The sequence below is a fragment of the Komagataeibacter europaeus LMG 18890 genome (assembly GCF_000285295.1).
Lineage (GTDB): Bacteria > Pseudomonadota > Alphaproteobacteria > Acetobacterales > Acetobacteraceae > Komagataeibacter > Komagataeibacter europaeus.
Map to the genome: position 1 here is coordinate 12,382 of NZ_CADP01000024.1, position 26,819 is coordinate 39,200.

General features: G+C 61.0%; 21 protein-coding genes and 1 pseudogene. 11 read left to right on the forward strand and 11 right to left on the reverse strand.

Going from position 1 to position 26,819, the window contains the following annotated elements:
- Nucleotides 1-15: 15 nt before the first annotated feature.
- Together GEU01_RS09530 and GEU01_RS09535 are read right to left on the reverse strand one after the other, a co-directional pair.
- Nucleotides 16-963: an alpha/beta fold hydrolase gene (locus GEU01_RS09530; RefSeq protein ID WP_019085901.1), complete on the reverse strand. Its 948-nt coding sequence runs from the start codon at nucleotides 961-963 to the stop codon at nucleotides 16-18.
- Nucleotides 960-2,063: an alkene reductase gene (locus tag GEU01_RS09535; protein WP_019085902.1), complete on the reverse strand. Its 1,104-nt coding sequence runs from the start codon at nucleotides 2,061-2,063 to the stop codon at nucleotides 960-962. The genes GEU01_RS09530 and GEU01_RS09535 overlap by 4 nt, the downstream gene beginning before the upstream one ends.
- A gap of 124 nt (nucleotides 2,064-2,187) precedes the next feature.
- Here GEU01_RS09535 and GEU01_RS09540 point away from each other — a divergent pair, with 124 nt between their 5' ends.
- Nucleotides 2,188-3,096, forward strand: a complete 909-nt coding sequence (locus tag GEU01_RS09540; protein ID WP_019085903.1) for a LysR family transcriptional regulator — start codon at nucleotides 2,188-2,190, stop codon at nucleotides 3,094-3,096.
- Nucleotides 3,097-3,114: 18 nt separating this feature from the next.
- On the opposite strand, the gene GEU01_RS09545 is transcribed toward GEU01_RS09540, so the two are convergent.
- Nucleotides 3,115-4,035, reverse strand: coding sequence for a LysR family transcriptional regulator (locus tag GEU01_RS09545; RefSeq protein ID WP_019085904.1), 921 nt, complete (start codon nucleotides 4,033-4,035; stop codon nucleotides 3,115-3,117).
- Nucleotides 4,036-4,148: 113 nt separating this feature from the next.
- Between GEU01_RS09545 and GEU01_RS09550 the strand changes: the two genes are divergently transcribed.
- Together GEU01_RS09550 and GEU01_RS09555 are read left to right on the forward strand one after the other, a co-directional pair.
- Nucleotides 4,149-5,411: a serine hydrolase domain-containing protein gene (locus GEU01_RS09550; RefSeq protein WP_306309960.1), complete on the forward strand. Its 1,263-nt coding sequence runs from the start codon at nucleotides 4,149-4,151 to the stop codon at nucleotides 5,409-5,411.
- Nucleotides 5,412-5,473: 62 nt separating this feature from the next.
- Entirely contained in the window at nucleotides 5,474-6,310 is an 837-nt protein-coding gene (locus tag GEU01_RS09555; RefSeq protein ID WP_019085906.1) for an oxidoreductase, read from the forward strand.
- A gap of 125 nt (nucleotides 6,311-6,435) precedes the next feature.
- Here the strand turns inward: GEU01_RS09555 and GEU01_RS09560 are convergent, their stop codons facing one another.
- The gene (locus tag GEU01_RS09560) at nucleotides 6,436-7,353 is read right to left on the reverse strand and encodes an SDR family NAD(P)-dependent oxidoreductase (RefSeq protein ID WP_019085907.1); all 918 of its coding nucleotides are present in this window, start codon (nucleotides 7,351-7,353) and stop codon (nucleotides 6,436-6,438) included.
- 25 nt (nucleotides 7,354-7,378) lie between these two features.
- Entirely contained in the window at nucleotides 7,379-8,116 is a 738-nt protein-coding gene (locus GEU01_RS09565; protein WP_019085908.1) for an SDR family oxidoreductase, read from the reverse strand.
- A gap of 117 nt (nucleotides 8,117-8,233) precedes the next feature.
- Here GEU01_RS09565 and GEU01_RS09570 point away from each other — a divergent pair, with 117 nt between their 5' ends.
- Nucleotides 8,234-9,130, forward strand: a complete 897-nt coding sequence (locus tag GEU01_RS09570; protein ID WP_019085909.1) for a LysR family transcriptional regulator — start codon at nucleotides 8,234-8,236, stop codon at nucleotides 9,128-9,130.
- A 28-nt stretch (nucleotides 9,131-9,158) separates the two neighbouring features.
- On the forward strand, nucleotides 9,159-9,992 hold the full coding sequence (locus GEU01_RS09575) for an alpha/beta hydrolase (protein ID WP_232272478.1): 834 nt from the start codon (nucleotides 9,159-9,161) through the stop codon (nucleotides 9,990-9,992).
- 109 nt (nucleotides 9,993-10,101) lie between these two features.
- On the opposite strand, the gene tal is transcribed toward GEU01_RS09575, so the two are convergent.
- The 5 genes from tal to dhaL form a co-directional block, all read right to left on the reverse strand.
- Nucleotides 10,102-11,256 carry a transaldolase gene (tal, locus tag GEU01_RS09580; RefSeq protein ID WP_026018628.1) on the reverse strand — a complete coding sequence of 385 codons (1,155 nt, stop codon included), beginning with the start codon at nucleotides 11,254-11,256 and terminating at the stop codon, nucleotides 10,102-10,104.
- 27 nt (nucleotides 11,257-11,283) lie between these two features.
- The gene (gene tkt / locus GEU01_RS09585; protein WP_019085912.1) at nucleotides 11,284-13,386 is read right to left on the reverse strand and encodes a transketolase; all 2,103 of its coding nucleotides are present in this window, start codon (nucleotides 13,384-13,386) and stop codon (nucleotides 11,284-11,286) included.
- A gap of 135 nt (nucleotides 13,387-13,521) precedes the next feature.
- Nucleotides 13,522-14,277: a GolD/DthD family dehydrogenase gene (locus tag GEU01_RS09590; RefSeq protein WP_019085913.1), complete on the reverse strand. Its 756-nt coding sequence runs from the start codon at nucleotides 14,275-14,277 to the stop codon at nucleotides 13,522-13,524.
- Nucleotides 14,278-14,315: 38 nt separating this feature from the next.
- The gene (locus GEU01_RS09595; protein ID WP_198284456.1) at nucleotides 14,316-15,665 is read right to left on the reverse strand and encodes an MFS transporter; all 1,350 of its coding nucleotides are present in this window, start codon (nucleotides 15,663-15,665) and stop codon (nucleotides 14,316-14,318) included.
- A gap of 143 nt (nucleotides 15,666-15,808) precedes the next feature.
- Nucleotides 15,809-17,581, reverse strand: a complete 1,773-nt coding sequence (dhaL, locus tag GEU01_RS09600; RefSeq protein WP_042710827.1) for a dihydroxyacetone kinase subunit DhaL — start codon at nucleotides 17,579-17,581, stop codon at nucleotides 15,809-15,811.
- A 338-nt stretch (nucleotides 17,582-17,919) separates the two neighbouring features.
- Between dhaL and rpiB the strand changes: the two genes are divergently transcribed.
- From rpiB to GEU01_RS24265, 6 genes and pseudogenes are all read left to right on the forward strand, one after another.
- The gene (gene rpiB, locus GEU01_RS09605) at nucleotides 17,920-18,369 is read left to right on the forward strand and encodes a ribose 5-phosphate isomerase B (protein ID WP_019085916.1); all 450 of its coding nucleotides are present in this window, start codon (nucleotides 17,920-17,922) and stop codon (nucleotides 18,367-18,369) included.
- A 70-nt stretch (nucleotides 18,370-18,439) separates the two neighbouring features.
- Nucleotides 18,440-19,426, forward strand: a complete 987-nt coding sequence (locus GEU01_RS09610; protein ID WP_019085917.1) for a sugar-binding transcriptional regulator — start codon at nucleotides 18,440-18,442, stop codon at nucleotides 19,424-19,426.
- 207 nt (nucleotides 19,427-19,633) lie between these two features.
- Nucleotides 19,634-20,482, forward strand: coding sequence for an IS1595 family transposase (locus GEU01_RS09615; protein ID WP_157212836.1), 849 nt, complete (start codon nucleotides 19,634-19,636; stop codon nucleotides 20,480-20,482).
- A gap of 276 nt (nucleotides 20,483-20,758) precedes the next feature.
- The gene (locus tag GEU01_RS09620; protein WP_019085919.1) at nucleotides 20,759-21,688 is read left to right on the forward strand and encodes a DMT family transporter; all 930 of its coding nucleotides are present in this window, start codon (nucleotides 20,759-20,761) and stop codon (nucleotides 21,686-21,688) included.
- Between the two features lie 702 nt (nucleotides 21,689-22,390).
- A complete protein-coding gene (locus GEU01_RS09625) occupies nucleotides 22,391-24,658 on the forward strand; it encodes a TonB-dependent receptor (RefSeq protein WP_019085920.1) in 2,268 nt (755 codons plus the stop codon).
- A gap of 54 nt (nucleotides 24,659-24,712) precedes the next feature.
- Nucleotides 24,713-25,368, forward strand: a pseudogene (locus GEU01_RS24265) (IS1595 family transposase).
- Between the two features lie 78 nt (nucleotides 25,369-25,446).
- Here the strand turns inward: GEU01_RS24265 and GEU01_RS24270 are convergent.
- Nucleotides 25,447-26,685, reverse strand: a complete 1,239-nt coding sequence (locus GEU01_RS24270) for a type II toxin-antitoxin system HipA family toxin (RefSeq protein WP_026018632.1) — start codon at nucleotides 26,683-26,685, stop codon at nucleotides 25,447-25,449.
- Nucleotides 26,686-26,819: the final 134 nt, after the last annotated feature.

Below are 26,819 nucleotides of genomic sequence, written 5' to 3' on the forward strand. Positions count from 1 at the left end.
CATGCGTGCGCCGTATTATGCTCCGCGTTCCGCCCAGAACTGTAAAAGGTCGCTCACAACCCGGCGCGGCGCCTCCTCGGGCATGTAGTGACCGCAATTTTCAAACACGCCGCCCCGCACGTCCGTCGCAACGGACTTCATGGTTTCATACAGGACGCTCCCCGCCCCGTTATCCGCACCGAGTGCCAGCACCGGAATGGACAGCGGATGCGCGGCGCGGCGGCGATTTGCATTCAGGCCATCAGGGCTGAAGACATGCCGGTAATAGGAAAGCGCCGCCCGTGTTGCTCCCGGCGCCGCGTTGACCCGGACATATTCCTCAAGATCCGTTGGCGTGATGGTCCATGGGCGGGTTGCCTTGACCCTGAACAGCCATGTCAGGAATTCGCGCTCACGCCCCTGCAGCAGGATTTCCGGCAGGTCATCAAGGCGGTTGAAGGCGAAATGCCACGTTTTCAGGTTGACCGCATCCGGCAGGACATCAACGGCCGGAACCTGCGTGATGCCGGGCAGGGCCGCATCAAGAACCGCAAGCCGTCCGACATCCTGTGGCCAGTCCGCCGCATAGGCGTAGCTGATCCAGCTTCCGACATCATGCCCCACCACATCAAGGGGACCTTCCGCCGCAAGGCCCAGCGCCTGTACCAGGCCGTGAATATCGGCAGCAACCGTCTGGAGATCATACCCGCTGGCGGGACGGCCTGAATCGCCCATGCCTCGCGGGTCAAGCGCAATGACCCGCCGCCCGGCCTGACGGAGCAGGTCCATGACATGCCGCCATGCGTACCAACTCTGCGGCCATCCCGGCACCAGCAGGACGGGTGGACCGTCGCCGCCCGCCACATAATGGAGATCGGTCCCGCCTGTCCGGACCGTTTCATGCCCGAACACGCTCCAGAACGCCCCCGGATCAAACGCCGGACAGGTATCGTCCGCCGTTGTTGCGATGATCTGACCTGTCATGCCTGCATTTCCTTCACCGGGACATCGTGGAAAGGGTAATCGGTATAGCCATGCGCATCACCGCCATAAAATGTCATGCGATCATAGGCATTGAGTGGCCAGCCATGCCGCAGACGCGCCACCAGGTCCGGATTGGCGATAAATGAGCGCCCGAAGGCAATCAGGCCCGCATTCCCCGACGCCAGCAACCGGTCCGCACTGTCATGCGCAAACCCGCCAGCGGCAATGATCGTGCGCGAAAACAGGGGACGGAGTGCGGCGGCATCCACGGGGTTGTCCTCGGCATCCAGACCGAGGCGGGGCTGGACGATATGCAGGTAGCCCGCCCCCATCTCCTCCAGCATGCTTGCCACATAGCCAAAGGTCGCGTGACGGTTGCTGTCGGACATCGACCCGTACGAACCGCTGGGAGACAGCCTGACGCCCACGCGCGCAGGCCCCCAGACCTCCATGGCCGCCTGCGTCACCTCACGCAGGAAACGGGCGCGATTCACGATCAGGCCGCCATAATCATCCGTCCGCCGGTTTGCACCATCCTGCAGGAACTGGTCGGGCAGGTAGCCGTTCGCGCCGTGGATTTCCACACCGTCGAACCCGGCCTTCAGGGCACGTTCCGCCGCCGCGCGATAGGCTGCCACCAGCAGCGGAATCTCGTCGCGCTCAAGGGCGCGGGGCATATCGAAGGGCACGGTACCCTGCAGGGTCCATGCCATGCCATCCGCCCGGATGGCCGAGGGCGCAAGCGGTGCGCCACCGCCGGGCTGGAGAATACGGGCCGACTGACGCCCCACATGCCACAACTGCTGGATCATGCGGCCGCCTTTGGCATGCACGCCATCGGTAATGCGCTTCCAGCCCGCGATCTGCGCATCGTCATAAATACCAGCAGCCCGCTCGAAGCCGTAACCGGACAGGGCAACGGGCGAGGCCTCGGAGATCAGAAGCCCGCCGGGGGTCGCGCGCTGGGTATAGTATGTCAGCATCAGGTCGTTGGGCAGGTTGCCTGGGCTTGAGCGCATGCGGGTCAGCGGGGCCATGACAACGCGGTGCTTCAGCAGCATGGAGCCGACGAATTTCGGGGTGAAAAGCAGATCGGTCATGAAACGGTCTTTCGTTTTACGGACTGTATGGGCAGTTCCCTGCCCTGAAATGAACGATAGACATGCCGGTCCTGCGCTGGCAGACCCAGTATTGACCTAATGTTCATTCCATAAGGGAATAACCATGGACCGCCTTCAGGCCATGACCGTGTTCGTGCGCGTTGTCGAAACCGGCTCCTTTACCGCCGCCGGCCGCCAGATGGGGATGGGCCAGCCGGCGGTGTCCAAGATCGTGGCAGGGCTTGAGCAGCAGTTGGGCACCCAGCTTCTCCTGCGCTCGACCCACGGCCTGACACCGACCGATACCGGCCAGCGCTATTTCGAACGGGTTGCCCGCGTCATCGCGGATGCGAATGAAGCCGATGCGCTGGCGCGGAACAGTCTTGCCGATCTGAGCGGCCGGTTGCGCGTGGCGGCCCCCACGACATTTGGCCGCCTGCAGATCATTCCCAGGCTCGGGCGGTTCCTGTCGGCTCATCCGCGCCTTGAGGTGGATATCGAACTCGATGACCGGCGCGTCGATCTCGTGGCGGAAGGAATCGACGTGGCCCTTCGCGTGGGGCCACTGAATGAGAGTACCGTGGTCGCGCGGCGTCTGGCGCGCGGGCGGCGGTCCGTCATCGCCACGCCAGGCTACCTCGCCCGGGGGCCGGCCCTGATATCCCCGAAAGACCTGATGCATCATCAGGCCATTCTGTACACACGTGGCGGCACACTCAGGCAGACCTTTCGCCGGGGGGAGAAAAGCATTGATGTCACACTCTGCTCACGCCTGCGCCTGAGTGCGGCGGAAGGCGTGCGGGCGGCCGTGCTCGCGGATCTGGGGCTGACGGTTTCCTCGGACTGGATGTTCCTGACCGAACTGCGCACGCAGGCAGTCGTGCGATGCCTGCGGGACTGGACGCTCCCGGCGGTCGATCTGTGGGCGCTGCTGCCTGCCGGGCGCCTGACCAGTGCGCGGGCGCGCGCGTTCATGGATTTCGTGACGGAGATCATCCAGCAGGTGGAGGCGGAACAGGGCGCATTCACATAAGGCCGCAAGCCCGTATGGCTAAATCCCCTGTATGGTCCACGGGGCCGTACCATCGAACGCGCGCACCAGAAAGTCGATCATGGCGCGCACCTTGGCGGGCGGCGTCCGGTCCGGGGCATATAACAGGTGAATATCGCCCAGTGCGGCGGGTGGTGCGTCGAGCGTAAGAACCTCCAGCCTGCCTGCCCGGACGGCATCGGCCACGATGAAGTCCGGCTCATAAATGATCCCGAGGCCAGCGGTGGCGCAGGCAACCAGGGCATCGCCATTATTCGCGCATAGGGGGCCACGCACGGGAACACGCCTGTCCCGTGACCGCCCGTAAAGCCATTCTCCCGGCTTTGCGATGCCGGAGAGTGAAAACCCCAGACAGTCATGTTCCGACAGATCAGCCCAGGATCGGGGCCGCCCGCGTCCTGTCAGGTAATCGGGGGCCGCGCAGACCAGCAGTTCGCACGTGGCCAGCCTGCGGGTGACAAGGCGGCTGTCCCTGAGGCGGCCGATGCGGATGGTCAAGTCCCACCCCTCCCCCGTCAGGTCCACAACCCTGTCATTCAGCCCCAGATCGACCGTGACCGCAGGATGCTGCGCGTGAAACGCCGGGATCAGCGGTGCGATATACCGCACCCCGAAAGACAGCGGGACATTAAAGCGCAGGACGCCGGACGCCTCGATACGCTGTGAGGCAATATGCGCCTCGACCTCCTCCAGTTCGGGAAGGAGGCGCTGGCACAGTTCCAGATAATGCTGGCCCGCCTCGGTCAGGCTGAGCCTGCGGGTGCTGCGATGGCACAGCCGCACGCCCAGGCGCTTTTCCAGCGCATCCAGATGCCTGCTGGCCATGCCTGGTGACAGGCCCAACGCCCGGCCAGCGGCCGAAATGCTGCCCATCTGCATGGCACGGGAAAAAAGCTGCATGCCGGTAATGCGGTCGAGCATGTGATTGATGACTGTCCGTATAAACTAAATTGATTTTCAGCCTGATTATGTCCCGAAATGACAGGAATTACGATAGCGCCCTGACAGTTGCACAAAACAGCAGGGACGAAGGCATGCGACAGCGAACACAGGCACGGCATCACGCTGCTACGGGGCGGCGCAGCATTCTTGGTGCGGCTTTGCCAGCCGCCATGTGGGCATCATCGCTCTCCCACGCTTCGGCTGCGGGGGGATCTGCCGCCAGTGTGCGCGCAGGCGCGCTCGACAGCGTTCTGGACCACGCTGTCCGCTCGGGCACAATTGTCGGGGCGAGCGTAATGGTCGCGGAACGCGGCAGGACCGTTTATCAGCGCGCGGTCGGTTTGGCCGATCGTGAGGCTGGCGTCGCGATGCGGACGGACACGCTCTTCCGTCTGGCCTCAATGACCAAGCCGGTCGTCTGCGTTGCCGCCCTTGTCCTGATGGAACAGGGCAGACTGTCACTGGACGCGCCGGTAACACGCTGGCTGCCCGATTTCCGCCCTGCCCTGCCGGATGGCAGGCGACCCGTCATCACCATCCGGCACCTCATGACGCACACGGCTGGGCTGGGCTATGGCTTTCTGGAGCCTGAAACCGGCCCCTGCCATCGCGCTGGCGTATCGGACGGGTTGGACCATTCCGCTCTCACGCTGGCAGAAAACATCGCCCGGATCGCATCGGTTCCCCTGCTCTTTGCCCCCGGAACGGCATGGCATTATTCGCTCGCCATTGATGTGCTGGGCGGGGTCATCGAACGCGTTACCGGCCAGGACCTGCCAGCGGCGGTCAGGATGCTCGTGACCGGCCCGCTTGGCCTGAACACCATGACCTTCTCGGTGCCCCAAGGCACGCCTATCGCCACCCCGTATGGCGATGGCGGAGCGGCGGGGACCATGCGCATGACAGACCCGTTCAGCCTGAAATTCGGGCCGGGTCATGTGGTGTACTCACCCTCCCGCGCCTTCGATCCAACGGCGTGGCCGTCCGGGGGTGTCGGCATGCTGGGCACGGCCGCCGATTATCTGCGCTTTGCCGAGACCATCCGGACGGGAGGTGCCGGAATACTGAAGCCTGAAAGCGTCGCCGCCATGACGGGCAATGCCATAGGCGACCTGCCGGTCGGGGCGGCGGGTCCGGGTTTTGGCTGGGGACTGGGCGTTGCGGTCCTGACAGACCCGGCGAAGGCGGGACTGCCGCTTTCACCCGGTTCATGGAACTGGTCGGGCCTGTATGGCACCGGCTTCTGGGTCGATCCGGTACGCGAACTGAGTGTCGTGGCCCTGACCAATACGGCGGTTGCGGGAATGACCGGGCCATTTCCACTGGCGCTGCGCCGTGCGGTCTATGCGGCCTGAGCCTGCGGCCATCCCTCATCCGACCGGGAACCTTCCTAAAACACAGGGAAACACAACCAGATATGACACAAACACAAACGCGCCGCTTTCTCATTACCGGCGTCAGCAGCGGTCTGGGGCGCGCACTGGCCGAGCAGGCTCTGGCTGATGGTCATGATGTCATAGGCACCGTCCGGACCGAAAAGGCGCGGGAGACATTCGAGGCGCTTGGGGCACGCTTAACCGGCATTGTGCTCGACGTCACGGATTATGCTGCCATCAAACCCGCCGTCGACCGGATTGAAGCCGATCAGGGACCGATCGATGTGCTCGTCAACAATGCGGGTTACGGGCTGGAAGCCACGATCGAGGAGGCATCGCTGGACGAGATCCGACGGCAGTTCGAGGTCAATGTCTTTGGCGCCATCGCAATGATCCAGGCGGTTCTGCCGCATATGCGCGCGCGCAAGGCCGGTCATATCCTCAATGTAACCTCGATGGGCGGGATGATCACCATGCCGGGGCTGGGCCTTTACCATGGCAGCAAGTTCGCCCTCGAAGGCATTACCGAGGCCCTGGGCAAGGAGGTGGCCGGTTTGGGAATTCATGTCACAGCCGTGGAACCCGGTGCGTTCCGGACCGACTGGGCCGGACGGTCCATGGTCAGGGCTGAACGTCATATTCCCGATTATCGCGCAGTCTTTGAGCAGCTACACGAACGCCGTGCCGAAAATAACGGGCCTCATCTGGGTGATCCGCAACGGGCCGCGCGCGCAATGCTGGAAATCCTGAAGGTCGCGGCGCCGCCTGCGCACCTGCTGCTGGGCCGTGACGCGGTGCGGCTTGTCGGCGATCAACTGGCGCGCCTGCAGGCGGAATTCGAGCGCTGGCGGACGCTATCCTGTTCAACGGATGCCTGACCCCGATAAACGGACATAAAATTTCCGGGTGTCGCGTTTCCATAAAGGACGACACCCGGAGCACATTTATTGTTTCTGCCCTACTCTGCAAAGACAGGCGGCTTCAGACACCGCCTGACGCAAGATCAGGGCGATGCCGGTCGTGTGGGTGCCACGATATGCCGCAGATCCTCAAGACCGATGCGCCGTAGCAGTTCTGCCCGCATCCTGTCGGCCACGCCGTTGACGATTTCCGCCCCATCCTGTGCCGGATCGACATGTACGCGGAACGGGCGGCTGCCGCGCGGTGCATCCACAACCGCTTCGATCGCCCGGGCCACGCTCTGCGGGTCGGCATCGGTCGGTTCGAGGGCCGCCAGCCCCGCAAGCGCCTTTTCCTCCACGCCCTTGTACGGCCCATCCATATAGGCCAGCGCCACGGCCTGATCGGCTGGGGCACCGGCATCACGGAAATGGTTGGTGCCCTTGGTAAAGGCGCCCGGCACGATGATGGTCGTCTCGATCCCCCAGCGGGTCAGTTCACCAGCATAGGAAATGGCCAGCGCATCCATCGCCGCCTTTGCCGCGAAATAGGGGCCGAGGAAAGGCGGCGTGCCGCCCCGCGTGCTCGATGACGAGACCCACACGACCAGCCCCTGCCCCCTTTTGCGCATATGCGGCAGGGCCGCGCGATTGAGGCGTTGGGTGGACAGGACATTGACGTCATAGAGCACCGCCAGCTGCTCCGGCGTGAACGCTTCCGCCGGGCCAAAACACATATGACCCGCGTTATGGATCACGACGTCGATCTGGCCCTGCTCCACTATCACCCTGTCTATCGCCGCCCGGACCTGCGTATCCTGAAGCACGTCGAGTGCGACGGTTCGCAGGTCAACATTCCAGTCCCCGGCAAACCGGGCCGCGTCCGCCACCGCCGCTTTCCCACTGCCCGTGGGGTCCAGAATACCGGCATAGACGCAGTGCCCCGCGGTGGCGAGCGCGCGTGCGGTCATGGCGCCAAACCCGCTCGATGCCCCGGTAATCAGGACAACCTGCCTGCCCATGCTGCTTTTTCCTTCCATGACCGCCTCAGACTATGCCGCCATTGGCGCGCAGGGTCTGGCCATTGATCCACGCGCCATCGGGACCTACGAGGAACGCCACGGCCGCCGCAATGTCGTCTGGCGTGCCCAGGCGTTCCAGCGGGTTCATCTTCGACAGTTTTTCAATCAGTTCCGGGCTTTTGCCATCAAGGAACAGCGCCGTTCCGGTCGGTCCCGGTGCGACCGCGTTGACTGTGGTGTTCCGGCCGCGCAGTTCCTTGGCCATGATGGCCGTCAGGGTCTCGACTGCCGCCTTTGTGGCGGCATAGACGCCATAATTCTCGAATTTCAGCCCCACGACGCTGGTCGAGAGGTTGACGATCCGCCCATCCCTACGCAGCCGCCTGCCCGCCTCGCGCAGCGTGTTGAACGTGCCGCGGAAATTGATATCCACCTGGCGCGTAAAGGCCGCATCATCCACATCGGCAATCCGGCCCAGCGTCATGATCCCGGCATTGTTGACCAGCACATCGACCCCGCCAAAGGCTTTTTCCGCCGCATCAAACAGCGCGGCCACGGCTGCCGGATCGGACACATCGGCTTTCACCGGGATGGCTTCGCCACCGTCGTGATGGATTTTGGCGACGAGTTCCTCCGCCTGCGCGGCATTGCCGGCGTAATTGACGACAACAGCCAGCCCGTCCTTCGCCAGCCGCGTGGCAATAGCGGCACCAATCCCGCGTGACGAACCCGTGACGATCGCGACTTTTCTGCCCTGTGTCATGTCTGCTTTTCCTTTTGTCTGCGGCCACTCAGGCCTTCGGACATGACCCTGCCCCTTTTCGGCCGCCCGATAATCCCGCATAATCCGGACAGGCTATTCGGATAATGGGAACAGTTCATGGACCGGCTGGATATCATGCGCCTGTTCATGCGCATCGTGGAACGCGAAAGCTTTACCCAGGCGGCAGAGGACATGAACCTGCCGCGTTCGACGGCGACCGATGTCATCAAGGGGCTGGAGGCGCGGCTTGGCGTGCGCCTGCTGCACCGCACGACCCGCCAGGTCAGCCCGACGCCGGAAGGCGAAACCTATTACCGCCGCTGTCGGCATATCGTGGCCGATATCGAAGATGCCGAGGCGGCATTCGGCACTGTCCGGCCAAAAGGCACATTGCGGATCGATGTGCATGGCACGCTCGCGCGCCATTTCCTGCTCCCGGCCCTGCCCGCGTTCTTTGCCACCTATCCGGATATCGAACTGCATATGAGCGAGGGCGACCGTCTGTTCGATCCCGTTCGCGAAGGCATGGACTGCGTGCTACGGGTGGGTGAACTCAAGGATAGCGGGATGGTGGCAAGGCAACTGGGCATGCTGGAGGAAGTGACCCTGGCTGCCCCGGCCTATCTGGCGGCGCATGGCGTCCCGACCCACCCGGACGCGCTGGCGGATGGCCACTACATGGTCGGTTTCCAGTCCAGCCTGCGGGGCCGTATCCTGCCGCTGGAGTTCGTCATTGACGGAAAACAGCGTGATATGACCCTGCCCCTCCACATGGCCGTCAATGCGGCGGAAAGCTATGTTTCGGCTGCCCGGGCCGGGTTGGGCCTCATCCAGATCCCGCGCTATCACGCGGCGCACGACATCGGGGCCGGGACACTGGTTGAAATCCTGGCGGCGTTTCCACCAACCTCCTCCCCCGTCGCACTGCTATATCCGCATAACCGGCAGATGTCGCCGCGCGTGCGCCTTTTCATTGACTGGGTTGTGGAGATTTTTCACGGCATCCGCCCGTAACCTGGCCAGAAGCCACCAAGGAACCCCGATGCGAAAATACACGCGAAACATGATCGCGACACTGTCGCTTCTCGCCCTCCTGCCCGCCGCGGCCTTCGCGCGTGATCACCCCCTGCAGAAAATGCCAGCCATCACCGCCGAGCCGGGCCAGAACGACCGTCTTTTCAACCTGCCGCTGAATGGGAGAGAAACAGTCCGTGTGCTGTCTACCGCGCCCGACCGCCCCCGGGGGATCATTGTCATGCTGCCTGGCGGGGCTGGCGATGTCGGCCTTGAAGAGAATGGAGACATCCGACACGGCGACAATTTTGTCGTGCGCACGCGCGGCCTGTGGAACAGGCGGGGTTTTGCCGTTCTCATTCCCGATACGATCGACCGCGCCAACCTCAGGGGCCAGCGCAGTTCTCCGGTCTATGCCCGTGTTGTGGCGCAACTCATCGCCCTTGCGCACCAGCAGGGACCGGAACCTGTTTTCCTGCTGGGCACGAGCCAGGGCAGCATCGCAGCCGTGAATGGCGCAGCACATGCCCCAGCGGGCAGCATTGCCGGTGTGGTGCTGACGGAATCCGTTTCCGTCATGGGGGGCAGCAGGGAGACAGTTTTCAGCGCCGATCCGCAGGCAATACGCGCGCCCGTCCTTGTCGTCGCCAACCGTGATGACCGCTGCAACGTCGCACCGCCACAGGCCGCCCAGCGGATTGCGGACGCCATGACGGCTAGTCGGGACGTGCATGTACTGATGGTTGCAGGCGGCACCACCCGATCGAAAAAGGCGTGTGGTTCACTCACCCCGCATGGGTATTACGGGATTGAAGACCGGGTAGTTGACGCGATCAGCCAATGGCTGGATGCCCACTCATGATGATCCGGGCTACAGTAAAAAGCAGCTTCTGGTGAGGATTTTTTCAAAAAGCTTCGAAGAATGCCGCCTTTTTCGATCAAAAGGCGGCACCCGAAAACCTTTATTTTTTTCAATGTGGCTTCAGGCTTGATATCTTCGTGGATATACTGTCGCGCAGGACATGAAAGGCTTCCTCAAACGCGCCCAGCCCTTCATGCAGCAGGGCCTCCGTCACCCCGCCCAGATCAAGCCCCAGCCGGTCCGCCTCATGCAGCACCCGTTCCGCGCCCGGCATATCCCGTGTCAGCGTCGGGGCCACCGTGCCGTGGTCGCGAAAGGCTGCGAATGTAGCCGGTGGGATGGTATTGACCGTCTCGGGCCCGATCAGCGCATCGACATACAGCACATCGCTGTAAGCAGGGTCTTTCGTGCCGGTCGAGGCCCAGAGCAGGCGCTGGGGCTGCGCGCCAAGGGCCGCCAACTTCCGCCATCGCGCACTCTGTGTCACCTCCCGCCAGTATTGATAGGCCATCCTGGCATTGGCGATGGCGACCTTGCCACGCAGGTTTTCCAGCGCCCCTGCTTCCGGATCCGCTGCCGCCACCCGCGCGTCGATTGCCGCATCGATACGGGCATCAATGCGGCTGACGAAAAAGGACGCGACCGAGGCGATGCCCGATACCGGCAGACCCTGCGCATGCCGCGCCTCCAGCCCGGCCATGTAGGCATCCAGCACCTTCTTGTATGCCTCAAGCGAGAACAGCAGCGTCACATTGACATTCATGCCATCCGCGATCGCGGTTCGCACGGCCTCTCCCCCTTCCTGCGTGCCGGGGATCTTGATCATGAGGTTGGGCGCGTCGACCCGTTTCCATAAATGCCGTGCCTCGGCCAGTGTGCCGATGGCATCATGCGCCAGATGGGGCGAAACCTCGAGGCTGACATACCCGTCAATATGCCTGCTGGCTTCATAGACGGGGTACAGCACTCTGGCTGCGGCCTGTATGTCCTCCACCGCCAGAATTTCATATAGGGCTGCCGCGTCGACTGTCCGTTCGGCCAGCACCTGCCGGATGCGGGCGTCATATTCACTGCCCTGCCCGATGGCCTTCTGGAAGATGGCGGGATTGGAGGTCACGCCCTTCAGCCCGTCCTGATCCACCAGCCGTTTCAGGCTGCCGTTTTCGGTAAAGGAACGCTGGATGAAGTCCAGCCACGGCGACTGGCCAAGGCTGGCCAGTGCGCATAATGGATTGGTCAGGGTCATGCTGTGGAGTTCGTTCATGATCTGTGTTTCCGGCTCTTCATGGGGTCAGGCGCGCGCGATCTGCCACCTTGCCGCGGCAAGGACAGTGGCCACGGTAAAGCCGAATTTTTCCTGCAACGCTTCCGCCGGGGCGGATGCGCCAAAGCCATGCATCACCACGGCCTCGCCCGTCAGGCCGATATAGCGCGCCCACCCCATGCCGGATGCCTGTTCCACCGCCACGCGGGCAGTGACATCGGGCGGCAGCACGCTGTTGCGGTAGGCTTCGGGCTGGGCCTCGAACAGATCCCATGACGGCATGGAAACGACACGAACGCTGATACCTTCCTTTTTCAGGATTTCATACGCCGCTACCACAAGGGAGACCTCGCTACCCGTCGCCATCAGGATCAGGTCCGGCTTGCCGCCGCAATCGGCCAGGACATAGGCCCCTTTCGCCAGTCCCGTGGCGGGGGCGTAAACGCTGCGGTCCAGTGTTGGCAGGTTCTGGCGGCTGAGCACCAGCACGGCGGGGCGATCGGTCATGGGGATGATGACCCGCCAGGCTTCCGCCACCTCGTTCGCATCGGCTGGGCGGATCAGGGTCACGCCGGGGGTGGCGCGCAGCTGGGCCAGCTGCTCGATGGGCTGGTGGGTGGGGCCGTCCTCGCCCACGCTTATGGAATCATGGGTGAAAATATAAAGGACCGGCAGGTTCATCAGTGCCGACATGCGGATTGGCGGCTTCATGTAATCGGAAAAGATAAGGAAGCCGGAGCAGAACGGCCGAAGACCCGCCAGCGCAATCCCGTTGCAGATCGACCCCATGGCATGTTCGCGCACGCCAAAATGCACATTGCGCCCGCCATAGGTCCTGCCCCATTGCGGCGGCTGGAAATCACCCGCGCCCGCAAATGTCAGGTGGGTCTTGGTGGAAGGCGACAGGTCGGCCGAACCACCGATCATCCATGGATAATTCTGCGCAACCGCGTTGAGCACCATGCCCGAACTGGCGCGGGAGGCCACACCTTTTGCATTCGCATCAAAGGTCGGGATGCCACCATCCCACCCGACCGGCAGCGTGCCGTTGATGATGGCCGTAACCTCGGCCCCAAGGTCGGGATGGGCCTGAAGGTAGGCAGCAAACAGCGCCTGCCACCGTGCGCTGGCCGCAGCCCCGCGTGCATCCAGCCCGGACTGGAAATGCGCCAGCACGCCGTCAGGTACGTAAAAGCTGCGGTCTTCCGGCCAGCCGTAGAATTTCTTGGTCTCGCGGATTTCTTCCACGCCCAGCGGCTCGCCGTGGGCGGATGCCGTGCCCGCCTTGTGCGGCGCGCCCCAGCCGATAATGGAGTGGACGATGATCAGCGTGGGCCGCGAGGTCTCGGCCTTCGCATCGGCCAGCAGGCGTTCAAGATCGCCCGTGTCGTTGGCATCCATCAGTTCCAGCACGTGCCAGCCATAACCCTCGAAGCGCCGACGCACGTTTTCGGTAAACGCGATGTCGGTCGAGCCTTCGATGGAAATCCGGTTGCTGTCATAAATCCATGTCAGGTTGCCCAGTTTCAGGTGGCCCGCGATGGATGCGGCCTCGCTCGCCACCCCTTCCATCATGTCGCCATCACCGCACAGCGTGTAGATATGGTAGTCAAACAGGTCGAAGCCGGGGCGGTTGTAGCGCGCCGCCAGCCATTTTTCCGCCATCGCCATGCCGACCGAATTGCCACATCCCTGCCCCAGCGGCCCGGTTGTGGTCTCCACGCCCGTGGTGTGGCGGTATTCCGGGTGGCCCGGAGTCCTTGAGCCAAGCTGGCGGAACTGCTCCAGATCCCCCAGCGTCAGGGCTGGCGCATCCGTCACCCGGCCCGCCTGCACATCGCGCACGCCCGCCAGATGGATCAGGGAGTAAAGCAGCATCGAGGCATGCCCGATGGAGAGCACAAAGCGGTCGCGGTTGGGCCAGAGCGGGTTGGCCGGGTCGTAATTCATGACATTGCGCCACAGGGCATAGGCACAGGGTGCCAGCGCCATCGCAGTGCCGGGATGGCCGGAATTCGCCTTCTGCACGCCGTCCATGGACAGAGTGCGGATGGTGTTGATGCAGAGCTGGTCGATACTGGCGCTGGCGTGGCCGCCCCCATCGGGGGCAGCAGGGACTATGTGGCGCATCTCGTGCGGTTTTCCTGCGTTTTTAAGTATTGTTGAGAAAAATGATAAAAGTTTTTGGAGACCGCCTTTTTTCAAAAGGCGGCGTTCCCTGAAGCTTTTTGAAAAAAGCTTCACCAAAAACTTTCTTTTGACTGTTCAGCGGATTGTATAGCCGCCATCCACCACCAGGTTTTCACCATTCACCATGGCGGCGGCATTGCTGACCAGATAGGCGACGGCGCAGGCAATCTCGTCTGGCTGGGCAAAGCGGCCTGTTGGCACCTGCGCGCGGAAGGCATCGCCCACTGCCCCGGCCCAGACCTGCTTGCCCAGTTCCGTCTCGACCACGGTGGGGGAGATGGCGTTGACCGTAACCCCTGATGGTCCCCATTCAAACGCCAGTACCTTGGTCAGGCCCAGAATGCCAGCCTTGCTCGCGCTATAGGCGGCATGCTTGTCCAGGGCCACAAGGGCTGCCTGTGATGCGATGTTCACGATCCGCCCGAAGCCCTTCGTGCACATGGCCGGGCCAAGGGCGCGGGCAAACAGGAAGGGCGCGCGCAGGTTGATCGCCATGGTCAGGTCCCATGCGGACGTTTCCAGTTCAGCCGCTGATGCGATCAGGGCGATGCCAGCGTTATTGACCAGAATATCGACATGCCCCAACTGGGACAGGATGGTGCGGCAGGCCGTCGCGATCGCGGCCTCATCCGTAACATCGGTATGCACGCCACAATGCTGGCTACCCAGGCTGGCCGCGATTTCGGCCACCTTTTCATTACGGTCAACCAGGCAGACCACGGCCCCCTGCCCCGCAAGCCGCCGGGCAATGGCCAGGCCAATGCCGGATGCCCCGCCGGTCACGACGGCAGTACGGCCCGCAAGGCTGAGGAGTTCACTGAACGGTTTCATTTTATTATTTCCGTCTATGTTTTTATTTATGGTCAGGTTTATTTACTTCTGGCCACGGCCCGTCGGGAACTGTCCAGTTCCGCCTGAAGCACCGGGTCCAGTGTCAGGAACCACGCAAGGCAGGCGCTCAGCAGGTAGATGCCCGCATAGATGCACATGACGCCGAAGATGCCAAAGCCTGGTTCAAAGAGGTAGACGACAGCAGGCCCGATCCACACACTCGCCCCGGCCCCAAGGTTGAGCAGCGACATCGCGGCCGGTTTGTCATCGGGTGCCAGGTAGGGCATCAGCGCCGAAAGCGGCACGTAAGCGGCCAACGTCATACCATACAGCGCCCCGGCCAGCAGCGTGGGCAGCATGTGCCCCGGCCCGAAATGGGTGGGGCACCAGTACAGCAGCAGCGTGCTGATGGCCGACCCCACGCCGCCCCCCAGCATGACCGTGCCGCGCCAGCTCAGCCAGTCGCTCAGTATGCCGAACAGGAGGTTCCAGATCACGTTGGAGATGAAAATGGCCTGCAGCACCAGCAGCCACTGCCCCAGGCTGAAATGCAGGTCGTGCATGAAATACAGCGGCAGGCAGACCAGAAAGCCGAATTCAGCCGAGGTATCAATAGCCCGGACAATACAGCCCAGACCAACCTTGGGCCGTTCCCACGCAATGGACAGCGAGGCGAACAGGGTTTGTAGCGGGTGCCTGTCCGCACTGGCGGCATGGAGATTGCCGTGTGTTTCCCGAATGCCGCCCAGCGCCATGATCCCGCCAAGCATCACAAGGCCAAGTGCGAGCCACAGCGTTGCGATCGGGCCGATATGGGGAATGGTGTAACGGGCAAATACGGAGCCAAGTGTTGGCATGCCGCCGGTAAAGCAGAACCAGAACCACCCGACGGCGGAACCCAGCCTGCCAGGATTGACCGTTGTCACCACCCAGACCAGGAAGCCGAACGCGAAAAGCGGATACCCAAATCCCCGGATGCCATACAACAGGAGCATGAGCGGGTAGGACCGCGCAGGCAGCGCCAGCAGCAGGAAGCCGACCTGCAACACCCCCCAGATCGAAAGCCCGATCAGCATGACCCGCCGCGCCCCCCACAGGTCGGACAGCGCACCGGACAGCCACGCCGCAACCGCAGCACTCAGCCCGTAGATGGTGAACAACAGGGCCACGTCATGTTCGCTAAACCCCATGCTGACAAGGTAGGGGGAGAGATAGCCGCTCTCCACCCCATCGCCCGTCATGAAGATCAGGACCCCGGCAAACCCCCATGCCAGTGCGGGGGGCATGCCAATGCGGGAAAGGAACCGGCCAAGGGCCGTGCGCGGTCTTTCCTCGTGCGGTATTTCATCCTCGACCCGCATGGGGTCGAGCAGGACTGTCTGGGCCATGGTACCCTCCAACATCGCGGATGGCGCAATGTGGGCGCGCTCTTTCCGCAGAAGGTGTTATTATTGTTATTGCAGGGATGGTGGTGCCCATGGCCGCAGATGATGACCATGGGGAGGTAATGATTACGCCCGTGCGGGCATTTTCAGGCTTCGGCAATAGCGGACAGGCTGGCCGCCATGGTTTGCAGGATCAGGCAGCACGACGTGGCCCCCGCATCCAGCACGCCACGGGAGCGCTCACCCAGCCTGCTGGCCCGGCCGATGCGCGCCACCAGGTCACGGGTTGAATCACGCCCCTGTTCCGCAGCCGCCGACATGGCGGCAAGTGCGGGCTTCAGCCCCTGCCCTTCCGCCGCGTGATAGGCCTTGACGGCTGGCACGAGCGTGTCCATCAGCGTCTTGTCGCCTACATCGGCATTACCCAGCGAGCGGATGCCCGCTTCCGCCCCGTCCAGCATCAGGCCGAACAGGTGGGCGTCGATACAGGTGACACCTGCCAGCGGCTTCGCCAGCCCTTCAAAAAACCGCCCGTAAAGCGGTCCCATCGAGCCACCAATGCCAGCCATGAGCGAATCCGAAAGCGCTCGCAACCCGCCTTCCATCGTGGGCGGCGCATCGCCCAGCGCCTGACCACAGCGGGCAAAGCCCTTGGCCATGTTGATGCCGTGGTCGCCATCACCGATCTTGCCATCGATCTCGCTCAGCCAGTCACGCGCCCCGACAATGGCACTGACCAGGGCGGGCACGACCGTGCGCGTGTTCCCGACCGCGATCCCCGATGTCGGGATGTAGCGTTCGGTTTCTGCTGTTGCCGCATGGGCGGCAAGGTCATGCGCGCTCGCACCCGGTGCCTCGGCTGCGGGTTCTTCGGGCGTATCGCCAACACGGGTCAGGCCAATGGCATGGGCGGGATGGGACATGAGCCGGTCCAGTTCCGCATCCAGCTTCATGACCGTCAGCGTCACCCCCTTCATGTCCAGGGACGTAAACAGGTTGCCGACGAAGTTGTGGCGGATGGTGATGCCGCGTTCGCGCATGATGTCAGCGATATCGGCAAACAGCACGTAAAGCTCAATGACCGGCGTGGCGCCAAGGCCGGATACCAGTACCGTCACCTCATCTCCCGCCCCGAACGGCAGGTCGGGCAGGATATGGTTGCACATCATCCGCGCGATCTCGCGCGACGAACCCAGTTTGCTGATCTCCACCCCCGGTTCGCCATGATGGCCGATGCCGACTTCCATCGTCCCGGCCTCGATCATGAAATTGGGGTGGCCGTTGGCGACAATGGTACACGGTGAAAGGCCAACACCGATCGAACGCGTATTGTCGATGGCCTTGCGGGCGGTCGCCAGCACGTCCTCCAGGGAAGCCCCTTCCTCCGCACGGGCACCGGCGGCCTTCCACATCAGGATTTCGCCCGCGACACCGCGTCTGCGGGCCGCGTCATCTTTCGGGGCCGAGGCCACATCGTCATTGGCGACCACCGTGCCCACGGCAATTCCCTCGCGCGTTGCATCATCCACGGCCAGACGGACATTCATGGTGTCGCCCGCGTAATTGCCGAACAGGCAGGCGACCCCCGCGCCGTTATCCGCCTCACGCATCGCATCAAGGAAACTGGCCGCCGTGGGAGAGGAAAAGATTTCCCCGATCGCCACCGCATCCAGCATGCCCCTGCCCACATAGCCAAGGAATGCCGGTTCGTGGCCGGAGCCGCCGCCGGTAATCACACCGACCTTGCGCACCGCACTCTTGCACGCACGGCGCAGGACACGCGGGTTTTTCGTGCCCGCCAGGATATCGGGATGCGCCAGCAGGTAGCCGCGGATTCCGTCTTCAACGATCTGGTCGGGATCATTGAAGATACGGTCCAGCGGGCGTGCGGCACGCAGGTGAATGTCGATGGTATTCATGGAACTTTCCCGTCTTTCCTCGTGCGACATTGGGCCGCCTTGTTGTTTTTGGTCCAGCTTCCGGAACTTTTGTAATTCTTCCGGAACACCTGTTTACGCGGAATCGTAGAACGAAAGCATCTCGCATAAGCTATAACGCCTTTAACGCACATATTTCTGGCGTTTTCATATCACTATAACGTGATAAAGGCAGATATATCCGGTTTACAAAGGTTATTATAATTGTCGTTTGTGCCGTTTAGTTATCTTTTGTGCGGCGCACAACGCAAAACCTCTGCAACAGGAACACCGCCGGGCGTCCTTCGCTCCACGGATGCCCGGATAAAAGGATACACATCATGGATATCGCCATTGGCTGCGACGAAGCAGCATTCACCCTGAAGGAAACCATCCGTGATTTCCTTACAGCGGAAGGCCATGCCATTACCGATTACGGTACATATGACGGCGCGCCGGTCCTCTATCCCGACATTGCCGTCACCGTGGCTGAAGCCATCAAGGCCGGAAAGCACGAACGCGGCATCCTTCTGTGCGGGACGGGAATCGGGGTCGCCATCAGCGCCAACAAGGTTCATGGCATCCGCGCCGCCCAGACACACGACACCTATTCCGCCGAGCGGGCCATGAAGAGCAATAACGCCCAGATCATTACATTGGGCGCGCGCGTAATCGGCCCCGAACTTGCCAAAACGATCGTGAAAGCGTACCTCTCATCGGAGTTTCCCGGCGGCCCGTCAGCCGAAAAGATCAGCCGCATTGCCTATTACGAGGAACGCCTCCCTGTCTGACAATCCGCGTAAAACACCCCGCACGGCATCGTCCGAACGCCCACGGCGGCGGTCAGGATCGCGCGATGCCGTGCAGGCCGCGCCAGATGCAAAACCCGGTGGACGTACGGAAGTCACGCTGGATCAGGTAACGGAAATCGCGGCTCTCTATTACCTTGAGCAGGTGACACAGGAAGACCTGTCCAGGCGGTTTTCCATGTCGCGCCCGACCATCAGCAAACTGCTCAAGCGCGCGCGCGAAGAAGGCATTGTCGATATCCGTGTACGCGCCCGCCCGGCCGCCGCGGCCGCACTTGAGCAGGAATTCCAGCGCCGCTTTGGTATTGCCCGACTGCTGACGGCAGTGGACCAGCGCGACCAGGACGCCCAGCGTGACAGCGTGGCCGCCATCGTCGCCATGCATCTCGACAGCATCTTGCAAGACGAGATGATCATTGCCGTGGGCATGGGCCGTAATATCGCAGCCATCGCCAGCCATATCGGCATGCCCGTGACCCGCGCCATTACCTTTGTCTCCGCCATTGGCGGGTCTATGCGCGCGGGCGAGCATATGAGTTCGGACCACATATGCCGCCGCCTTGCTGCGCGGTTTGGGGGCGAGAGCGAGACGCTGTATGCCCCGGCCCTGGTGGCCGATGCACAGATGCGCCGCGCGCTGATGGCCAATGACGTCGTGCAGCATACGCTGAACCGGGCGCGGCGCGCCGATATCGCCCTGATCGGCATTGGCGATGTCAATGAAGACAGCAACATGGTGCGCATGGGCTGGTTTTCCCCCGCCGAAATCGCGGCCTCGAAACTTGCAGGCGCGATTGGCGACATGATGGGGTATGATTTCATCACGATTGCAGGCAAGCCGGCCGACGTGCCCATGCAGGGGCGTGTCATCGGTCTTTCGCTTGACGAGTTGCGGCGCATCCCCAATGTCATCGCCATTGCATCGGAAAGCACGAAGATCGTCGCCATCCTGGCCGCCCTGCGCACGGGCACCATCACCACGCTGGCCACGACCGAAGCCAATGCCCGCACCATCCTGGAACTGGATGCCACGGCATAAGGAAATGGAATGAAAGTTTTTCCCGCGTATCAACAAGACAGTACGGCCTTACCGGGCGTATTTTGCCATCCCATATGGAGTTGAGTGGCTGGAGTTCTGGTGATGTTGAAAGTCATGAAGGGTCTGACAGACGTTGAGTTCGAGCGTTTCTAGAGCACGGAAGAAGCCTATATCGCGGCGTTGGTGATGCCGCGTCGGAAGGCATTGATGACCTGCCCGTCCTGCGGCCACGAGCGGAATTACCTCTGTGGTCGTCGGGTGGGGTGCACACGCTGCAACCGTCGCTGGTCGGTCACGGCCGGCACGGTGATGAGCAGCACGAAACTTCTGCTCACGATCTGGTTTCGGGCCATGCACATCATGACCAGCACCAAACAGGGTGCCTCGGCCATCGAACTGGGCCGTCGGCTGGGCGTGAGCTATCCGACGGCGTGGTATCTTGCCAAACGCCTGCGCCGCGCCATGACCGAACGTGAAACCCGTTATCTTCTCGGTGGTTCAGGTCCGGACGGTGCCCCCGCCGTGGTCGAGGCAGACGATGTTTATCTGGGAGGCGAGCGAAACCAGAGCTCGGGTCCGCGAGGCAAGACCAGGATGATCGCAGCAACCGAGCGGTATGAAGAGGGTCGTATGGGCCATGTCACCATGCGGATGGTGGCCGGCTTCACCAGCAGGGCGGTGCGGGCATTCGCCGATATCTGCCTGACGGCAACCGTCAGGGTTCATACCGATGGCCTGAAGGCTTTTCTGGCTTTCGGCACATCTGTGCGATCCCATGTGGTCACTGTCAGCGGCAGCAGACGCCCCTCCCGCCAGCGCACCGCGCCGTTCCACGGCCTCAATACCGCCATCGCCAATCTGAGCACGGCCCTCAAGGCAACGCACAAGGCCATCGCCCCGCAGCACACATCCGATTATCTCGGCGCTTTCTGCTGGACCACAAATCGAAGGCACAACATGCCCGGCATGATCCACGCCGCATGCCGTGCCATAGCAACCTCTTCAATCCTTACCCGCCATCGCACATACGACGAAATTCCCGTGCTGCTTGATTGATAAGCGGGAAAATTTTTGGGTGCCGCCTTTTTTTAAAAAAGCGGCGTTCTTCGAAGCTTTTTGAAAAAAGCTTCACCAAAAACTTCCTTCCGGTTTGCCGCCCGTTTTACAGGGGGCTGGCCCTGATTTTCGGGCGCAATCTGCTACCCGAAAAAACCGGGCGCGTCATATAAAATCCGACGTAAAAAACGCATGACTGTGATTACCGACAAACGCTGGTCTTTCCCCCTGCACATCCATATCTGCGCGTGAACAATTTTTTCGTGAGCAATCTGGATGAAGAATACCGGCCTTTCGGCAGGCATGATGCTGGCATTCGCGGCATACGCCTCGTTTTCGATCAGTGACGCCTATTCCAAGCTGCTGGCAGGACAGATCGATCCGTTTGAAGTGGCGTTTTCCGGCGGCGTCTTCGGCCTGCTGCTCATTCCCTTCATACGCGGAAAAAACGAATCCTACCGTGACCTGTTCGTGGTCCGGCAGCCGGTTATGTGGCTGGTGCGAGCAGCCGCCACCTTTGCCGCCACGGCGGCGAGTGTCGAAGCCTTCATGCTCCTGCCCATGCCGGAAGCCTTTTCACTCATTTTCCTCATGCCGCTTTTCGTGACCATCCTCTCGGTCGTGCTGCTGCGTGAAAAGGTTTCCACATTGGGCTGGCTGTCCGTCATCGTGGGCTTTATCGGCGTGCTGATCGTACTGCGGCCCGGCCTGCGTGCGCTCCACTTCGGGCATCTGTGCGCGCTGATCTCGGCTGTGGCCAATGCGGTGGGCGTCATTGCCTACCGGATGTCAGGGCGCAACACGCCGCGCCTGTCCATGTTCAGCTCCAGCCTGTGCGGCCCGCTGGTGGGCAACGGCGCGCTGATGCTCGCCCACGCCCACTGGCCGCAGGGCAGCACGGTATGGATGTTCCTGTTCGGCTATGGATTCCTTGCCGCACTGGGGCAGCTGCTTATGATGATGGCGGCAACCCGGTCCACGGCCAGCGCAATCGCCCTGCCGCAATACAGCCAGATGCTGTGGGCCGTGGCCTTCAGCTTCTATGTCTTTCATGAACCACTGGATGACTGGACCTTTGCGGGCATCGCGGTGATTATCGTGTCAGGCCTGTTCAAATGGGCCTATCCACGTGTTGCAGCCAGGATCGCCGTCATAAAGCAGCAGAGAGCCGTTCAGCCACCATGTGGCCCGTATCCGTTCGCCTGAAACACAATGAGCCTGCCACCAGCATACAACTATTAATCCGATGACCGTCATGGAGCACGCGGTACATGTCTTTCATGCGCCCACGCTTCTTTCGCCGGGGTAAACTCGCCTCATGGCACATGCTCTATGCCTCGATGCAATCCAATCATATCCGATGTACGGCCTGAGAAGATCCCTTGCCTCGGACGATTTATTTCACGCTTCGTCTTCCAGTGCGTGAAATAACCGGATTTCCAACTCCGATCGTCCAGTTAAGCAGAGGCGACCGGGCGCATGACATCACGTCATCAATTATATTAGGGCAGCAGGTCACCAGTTCCTTATTCTCCCGGGTTTTGGTGAGTCCAAGGCAACTGTTTCGGATTCTTCCCGTTGCGGTTCGCGCGACGCCTTTCCGCGACTACGGGACAGAGCCCCGCCGAATACAAAATATTACAAAGTGCCGAAAAGGCGTTCACGTTCATGCCTCTTCGGCTGCACGTGACGCAGCCCGGAGCACGTCTGATGGCTGGAATCCAGACATTAGCTGAAGGTAACGCCCATTAACGTCAGCGGCATGACGCGCTCTATCGAGGTGACGATACGCTCCAGACCTGATGACGAATTTCGAGCATGTGTCCCGCACGGCTGCGCGCCTGCTATTGCAAATTACTATCAGTCGCGGAATAAGGTGCCGGAAACATCATTCTATGGGCTTTGATAATGAATCTTCGTGCGCTTTGCCTGACCACCGTCCTGGCATCCGGCCTGCTGCTGGGCGTTGACGGTCGGGTGGCAGCTGTCGCTGCCACAGACACGTCTTATCCCGTGCCTAAAAAAGTCCGGTCTTCTTCTCGCGGTGATGTGTCGCCTCGCAATGTTGCAGCGAAGGGCGCGGATACGAACGCAAAAGACACTCCTGACGGCACGCCGGGCCAGCACGAAGACATCGTCGTCACCGCCGCGCGCCAGAATCGCATGTATGTCAGCAGCGGCGGTGATCTGGGCGCGCTTGGAAAGAAGAAGGGCCTGGACGTGCCCTTCAACATCCGTAGTTACAATTCCAGCCTCATCCTGAACCAACAGTCACAGACGCTTGGCGATGTGCTGCTGAACGACCCCACCGTGCGCACCACCATGGGGTATGGCAATTACGCCCAACTGTTCCAGATCCGCGGCTTCACCCTGTATGGAGATGACGTGGCCATTGACGGCCTGTATGGCGTTACCCCACGGCAGCTTGTCTCACCCCAGCTTTATGATTCAGTGCAGGTGCTCAACGGCGCCAGTGCGTTCCTCAATGGCGCGGCCCCCGGTGGTTCGGCCGTAGGCGGCAACGTCAACCTGATCCCCAAACGGGCGGCGGCGACGGATATTACGCGCATTACAGGCGATTACACCAGCAGCGGACAGGGCGGTGGCGCATTTGACGTAAGCCGCCGGTTTGGCAAGGACCACGCTTTCGGTTTCCGTTTCAACGCAGCCGGCATGGATGGGGAGACGGCGATCAAGGGCGAGCGGCGCGACGACGTGGCCCTAGGCGCGGCCTTTGACTGGCATAATGACGACACGCGCATCGATATGAACATGAATTACCAGAAGCAACAGGTTTTTGGTGGGCGCAGCGCCATCATCGTCTCCAGCCTGGCCGATGGCATGCCCGCGCCCAAGGCCACGTCCCCTTCCGAAAACTGGGGCCAGCGCTGGGCCTATACCGACCTGAGCTACCTGTTCGGCACGCTGAATATCGAACATGATTTTGGCAGTCACATTACCGCGTATGGCAAATTCGGCGCGCAGGGCGGTAATGAGATGGGCAATTACGCGACCACCACGCTGACGGATTCCGTAACTGGCGCGGGTAAGGTCGGTGCCATGGCGGATGCGTATAACGTCATGAACGAAGCCACGCAGGCCGGGATTCATGCACATGTGTCCACCGGCCCCATCAGGCATGAAATCAACGCTGGCGGGTCCGCGATATGGGAGGAATCGGATGCCGCCTATTCCATGAGCCTCGTCTCCCAGGCAGGCAACATCTATCACCCTACCCAGTTCACGCCCTCAGAAACCTATAGCGGCGGCACGCTGGACAATCCCGGTCGCGTGGCGTGGAACAAGCTGTACAGCCTGTTTCTGTCAGACACGATGACCTTCTGGCACGACCGCATCGCGTTGACGGGCGGGTTCCGGTATCAAGATATCCTGTCGGACTCCTTTGCCTACGGCACCGGCAAGCTCAGCACCCATTACGATGCAGCGGCGTTCTCCCCGGTCATTGGCCTTGTCATCCATCCGGTCAAACATGCAGCCCTGTATTTCAACCGGATCCAGGGCCTGTCGGCGGGGCAGACGGTGGGAGCCACCTATGTCAATGCCGGGCAGGTTTTCGCGCCATACCAGAGCACCCAGTACGAGGTAGGCGCGAAATACGATGTCGGGCGGTTTGCCGCTGGCGTGGCATTTTTCCAGACCGCCATGCCGCAGGGCATGACCGAAGCCTATGGCAATACCGGACAGGAGATTTACACGCAGGACGGCCGACAGAGGAACCGGGGCATGGAACTGACCTTCAATGGCGAGATCCTGCGCGGTCTGCGTTTTAACGGCGGGCTGACACTGATCGACGCCAAGCAGATGCATACGGCGGGCGGCGCATATGACGGCAAGACCGTGATCGGCGTGCCGAACTATACCATCAACGGCAACCTTGAATATGACGTGCCATTCGTAAAGGGCCTGACACTGGTTGGTCGTGTCATCAGCACCGGCAAGCAGCAGTTCAACAGCATGAATACGACGCACCTGCCTGCATGGTCACGTTTTGACCTTGGCGCGCGCTATACCTTCCTTGCGGCAAAGAAGCCACTGACCGCACGTTTTGAGGTCGATAACATCGGCAACCAGCGGTACTGGGCATCAGTTTACCAGAGTGATCTGGTCATGGGCGACCCCGAAACCTTCAAATTTTCGATTAGTGCTGATCTCTGATCCAAAAAAACTTGGGGCTGGCATAGGTAAGACAATAAAGGATTGATATGTCAGATAAAAGCACGTCGTCGCAGTCGGCTGCCTATCAGCATCCAAAAGCGCCTTCTGGAGCACTTCGTTGCGGGCACGTCCGCCCGAAGTGCCACCGAACTTATAGGCGTCAATCGTAATACAGCGACCCTGTATTATCGAAATTGCGAGAGGTCATCGCAGAACAGATTGCTCATGAGGCACCGGTCTCGGGTGAAATCGAAGTCGATGAAAGCTATTTCGGCGGACATCGCAAAGGAAAACGAGGCCGGGGCGCCGCCGGGAAAGTGGCCGTTTTCGGTCTGCTGAAATGGCACGGCCGTGTCCATGCCGTCATGATCCTCCATGCCGGACATCAGACGCTGATGTCGATCATTCGAAAGAAAGTACAGCCGGGCTCAATCGTTTACAGCGATTCCTGGCACGCTTACGACAAGCTGGATGTCTCGGAATTCCATCATGAACGCATTGATCACAGCAGGCATCTTGCCCTGGGTAGAAACCATATCAATGGCATCGAGAATTTCTGGAGCCAGGCAAAGCGGCATCTGCGGCGATATAATGGAATACCACGCAAGGACTTCCATCTCTTCCTGGGCGAGTACGAGTGGCGCTTCAACATCCGCTCACCTGCACAACTCGTGAAAATCCTCACTCAATGGGATAAACTGTCGGCGTGAACCGCCGTAAACAATGCTTACCTATGCCTGCCCCTATGATTTATACCTACAGGATCCTTATTTCCTGCTTACGGTATTTCATTTCCATCCTCGGGCAATGACCATTTCACCGTTGATTTCTCTTATCAGAAAATCAGGCACTCCACAATTTGCAGCGACCTCTTCCCACAAGCAAAGCGCACTGTCGACCGCATCAATAATCTTGTCTCTTCGAACAGGCTTGATGCCTGCAACCCGCGCGACTTCATTGATGGCAATTTTACCCGGGTGACGCCCATCACCAGCGATCGATATCGAATGCTCGCCACCAGGGCCGGCGGAAAACGACACATCATAGGCGGGAGCCAGCGACCACTCAGCAGCCGCATTCATGAGAAACGCGTGATTTCGAACATGATCGTCCCGGTTCAATGCCCGCACGTTAAATACCATACGTCGGAAAATTTCCTCGACGACATCAATCCGACCACACATGATTTTGGAAAGCTTGATGAGATCAACGTAATCAACCGCACCGTGCTGCATACCAGTATCAAGCAACCCCGCCACCGTGGACATATGCAAGCGGCCACGACCCGGACGATCAAACCGATCAGTGCCAAAAAATCGCTCTCTATTACCTTCCAGCGGGAACATTCGACAGACGTTGATGCCAGCTTCTTTCATAAGAATGCCGTAAGCGATCTCGGCTTCCACCGTCCCGATAGGATCAGATGATGCACGCCCTTTGATCAATACCTGAGTCCAGCCGGAAGCGAGCGGCAGACGGTGATCGCGCAAGGAATGCATATCATCATTGATCTGCGCGACAAACTTGGGCCGCGCGCCCTGACTGCCACCGGACATGACACGGAGCCGCGAAAGATCCGCTGCGGACGCACCATTCACCACTTGTGGTATGATCTCTTCGAACCAGCCCAGATCAATGCTCTCATTCGGAAGGCTGTCTGTTTCAGGGGCGTATGTCAGGGCCCCGCTACCATAGCGCCCGACATAAGCGAGGCGCTCGATATCTCCGATTGTGGTTCGGCTGATACCTCTCGCCGCAATTTCCCGATCAAGCAGGAGACGTCCCCAACCATCTGGGAGACTATCTTCAAACAGGGAAGGAAGACTTGCACCCCGACCGCTGTTTGGCCTCAACAACTGATCATATGACCGACAAAGCACCGGAGAGAGAGGAAGAGGACTTGCCGCAAATCCGGCATCCCACTCGAAAGCTATGCTTCGACGTTCAGGATCCCGGCCAAGCTGTCCCACCTGTAGAGGCTTTTCTCCATCACCGAAATCAAGCGCAACAGAAAGTCTTTCAATCATCGCGTCCTCTGCTTCGCTGCGCGTCGACGGAGTTGACTAAACTCATCCAGTTCATCCAGGGAAGAAGCCTCTGGCATGGGAAAAAGATCAGAAAAAGCGTCAAGTGTCCCGAGCGCCTCAGCTATTGCTAGCAG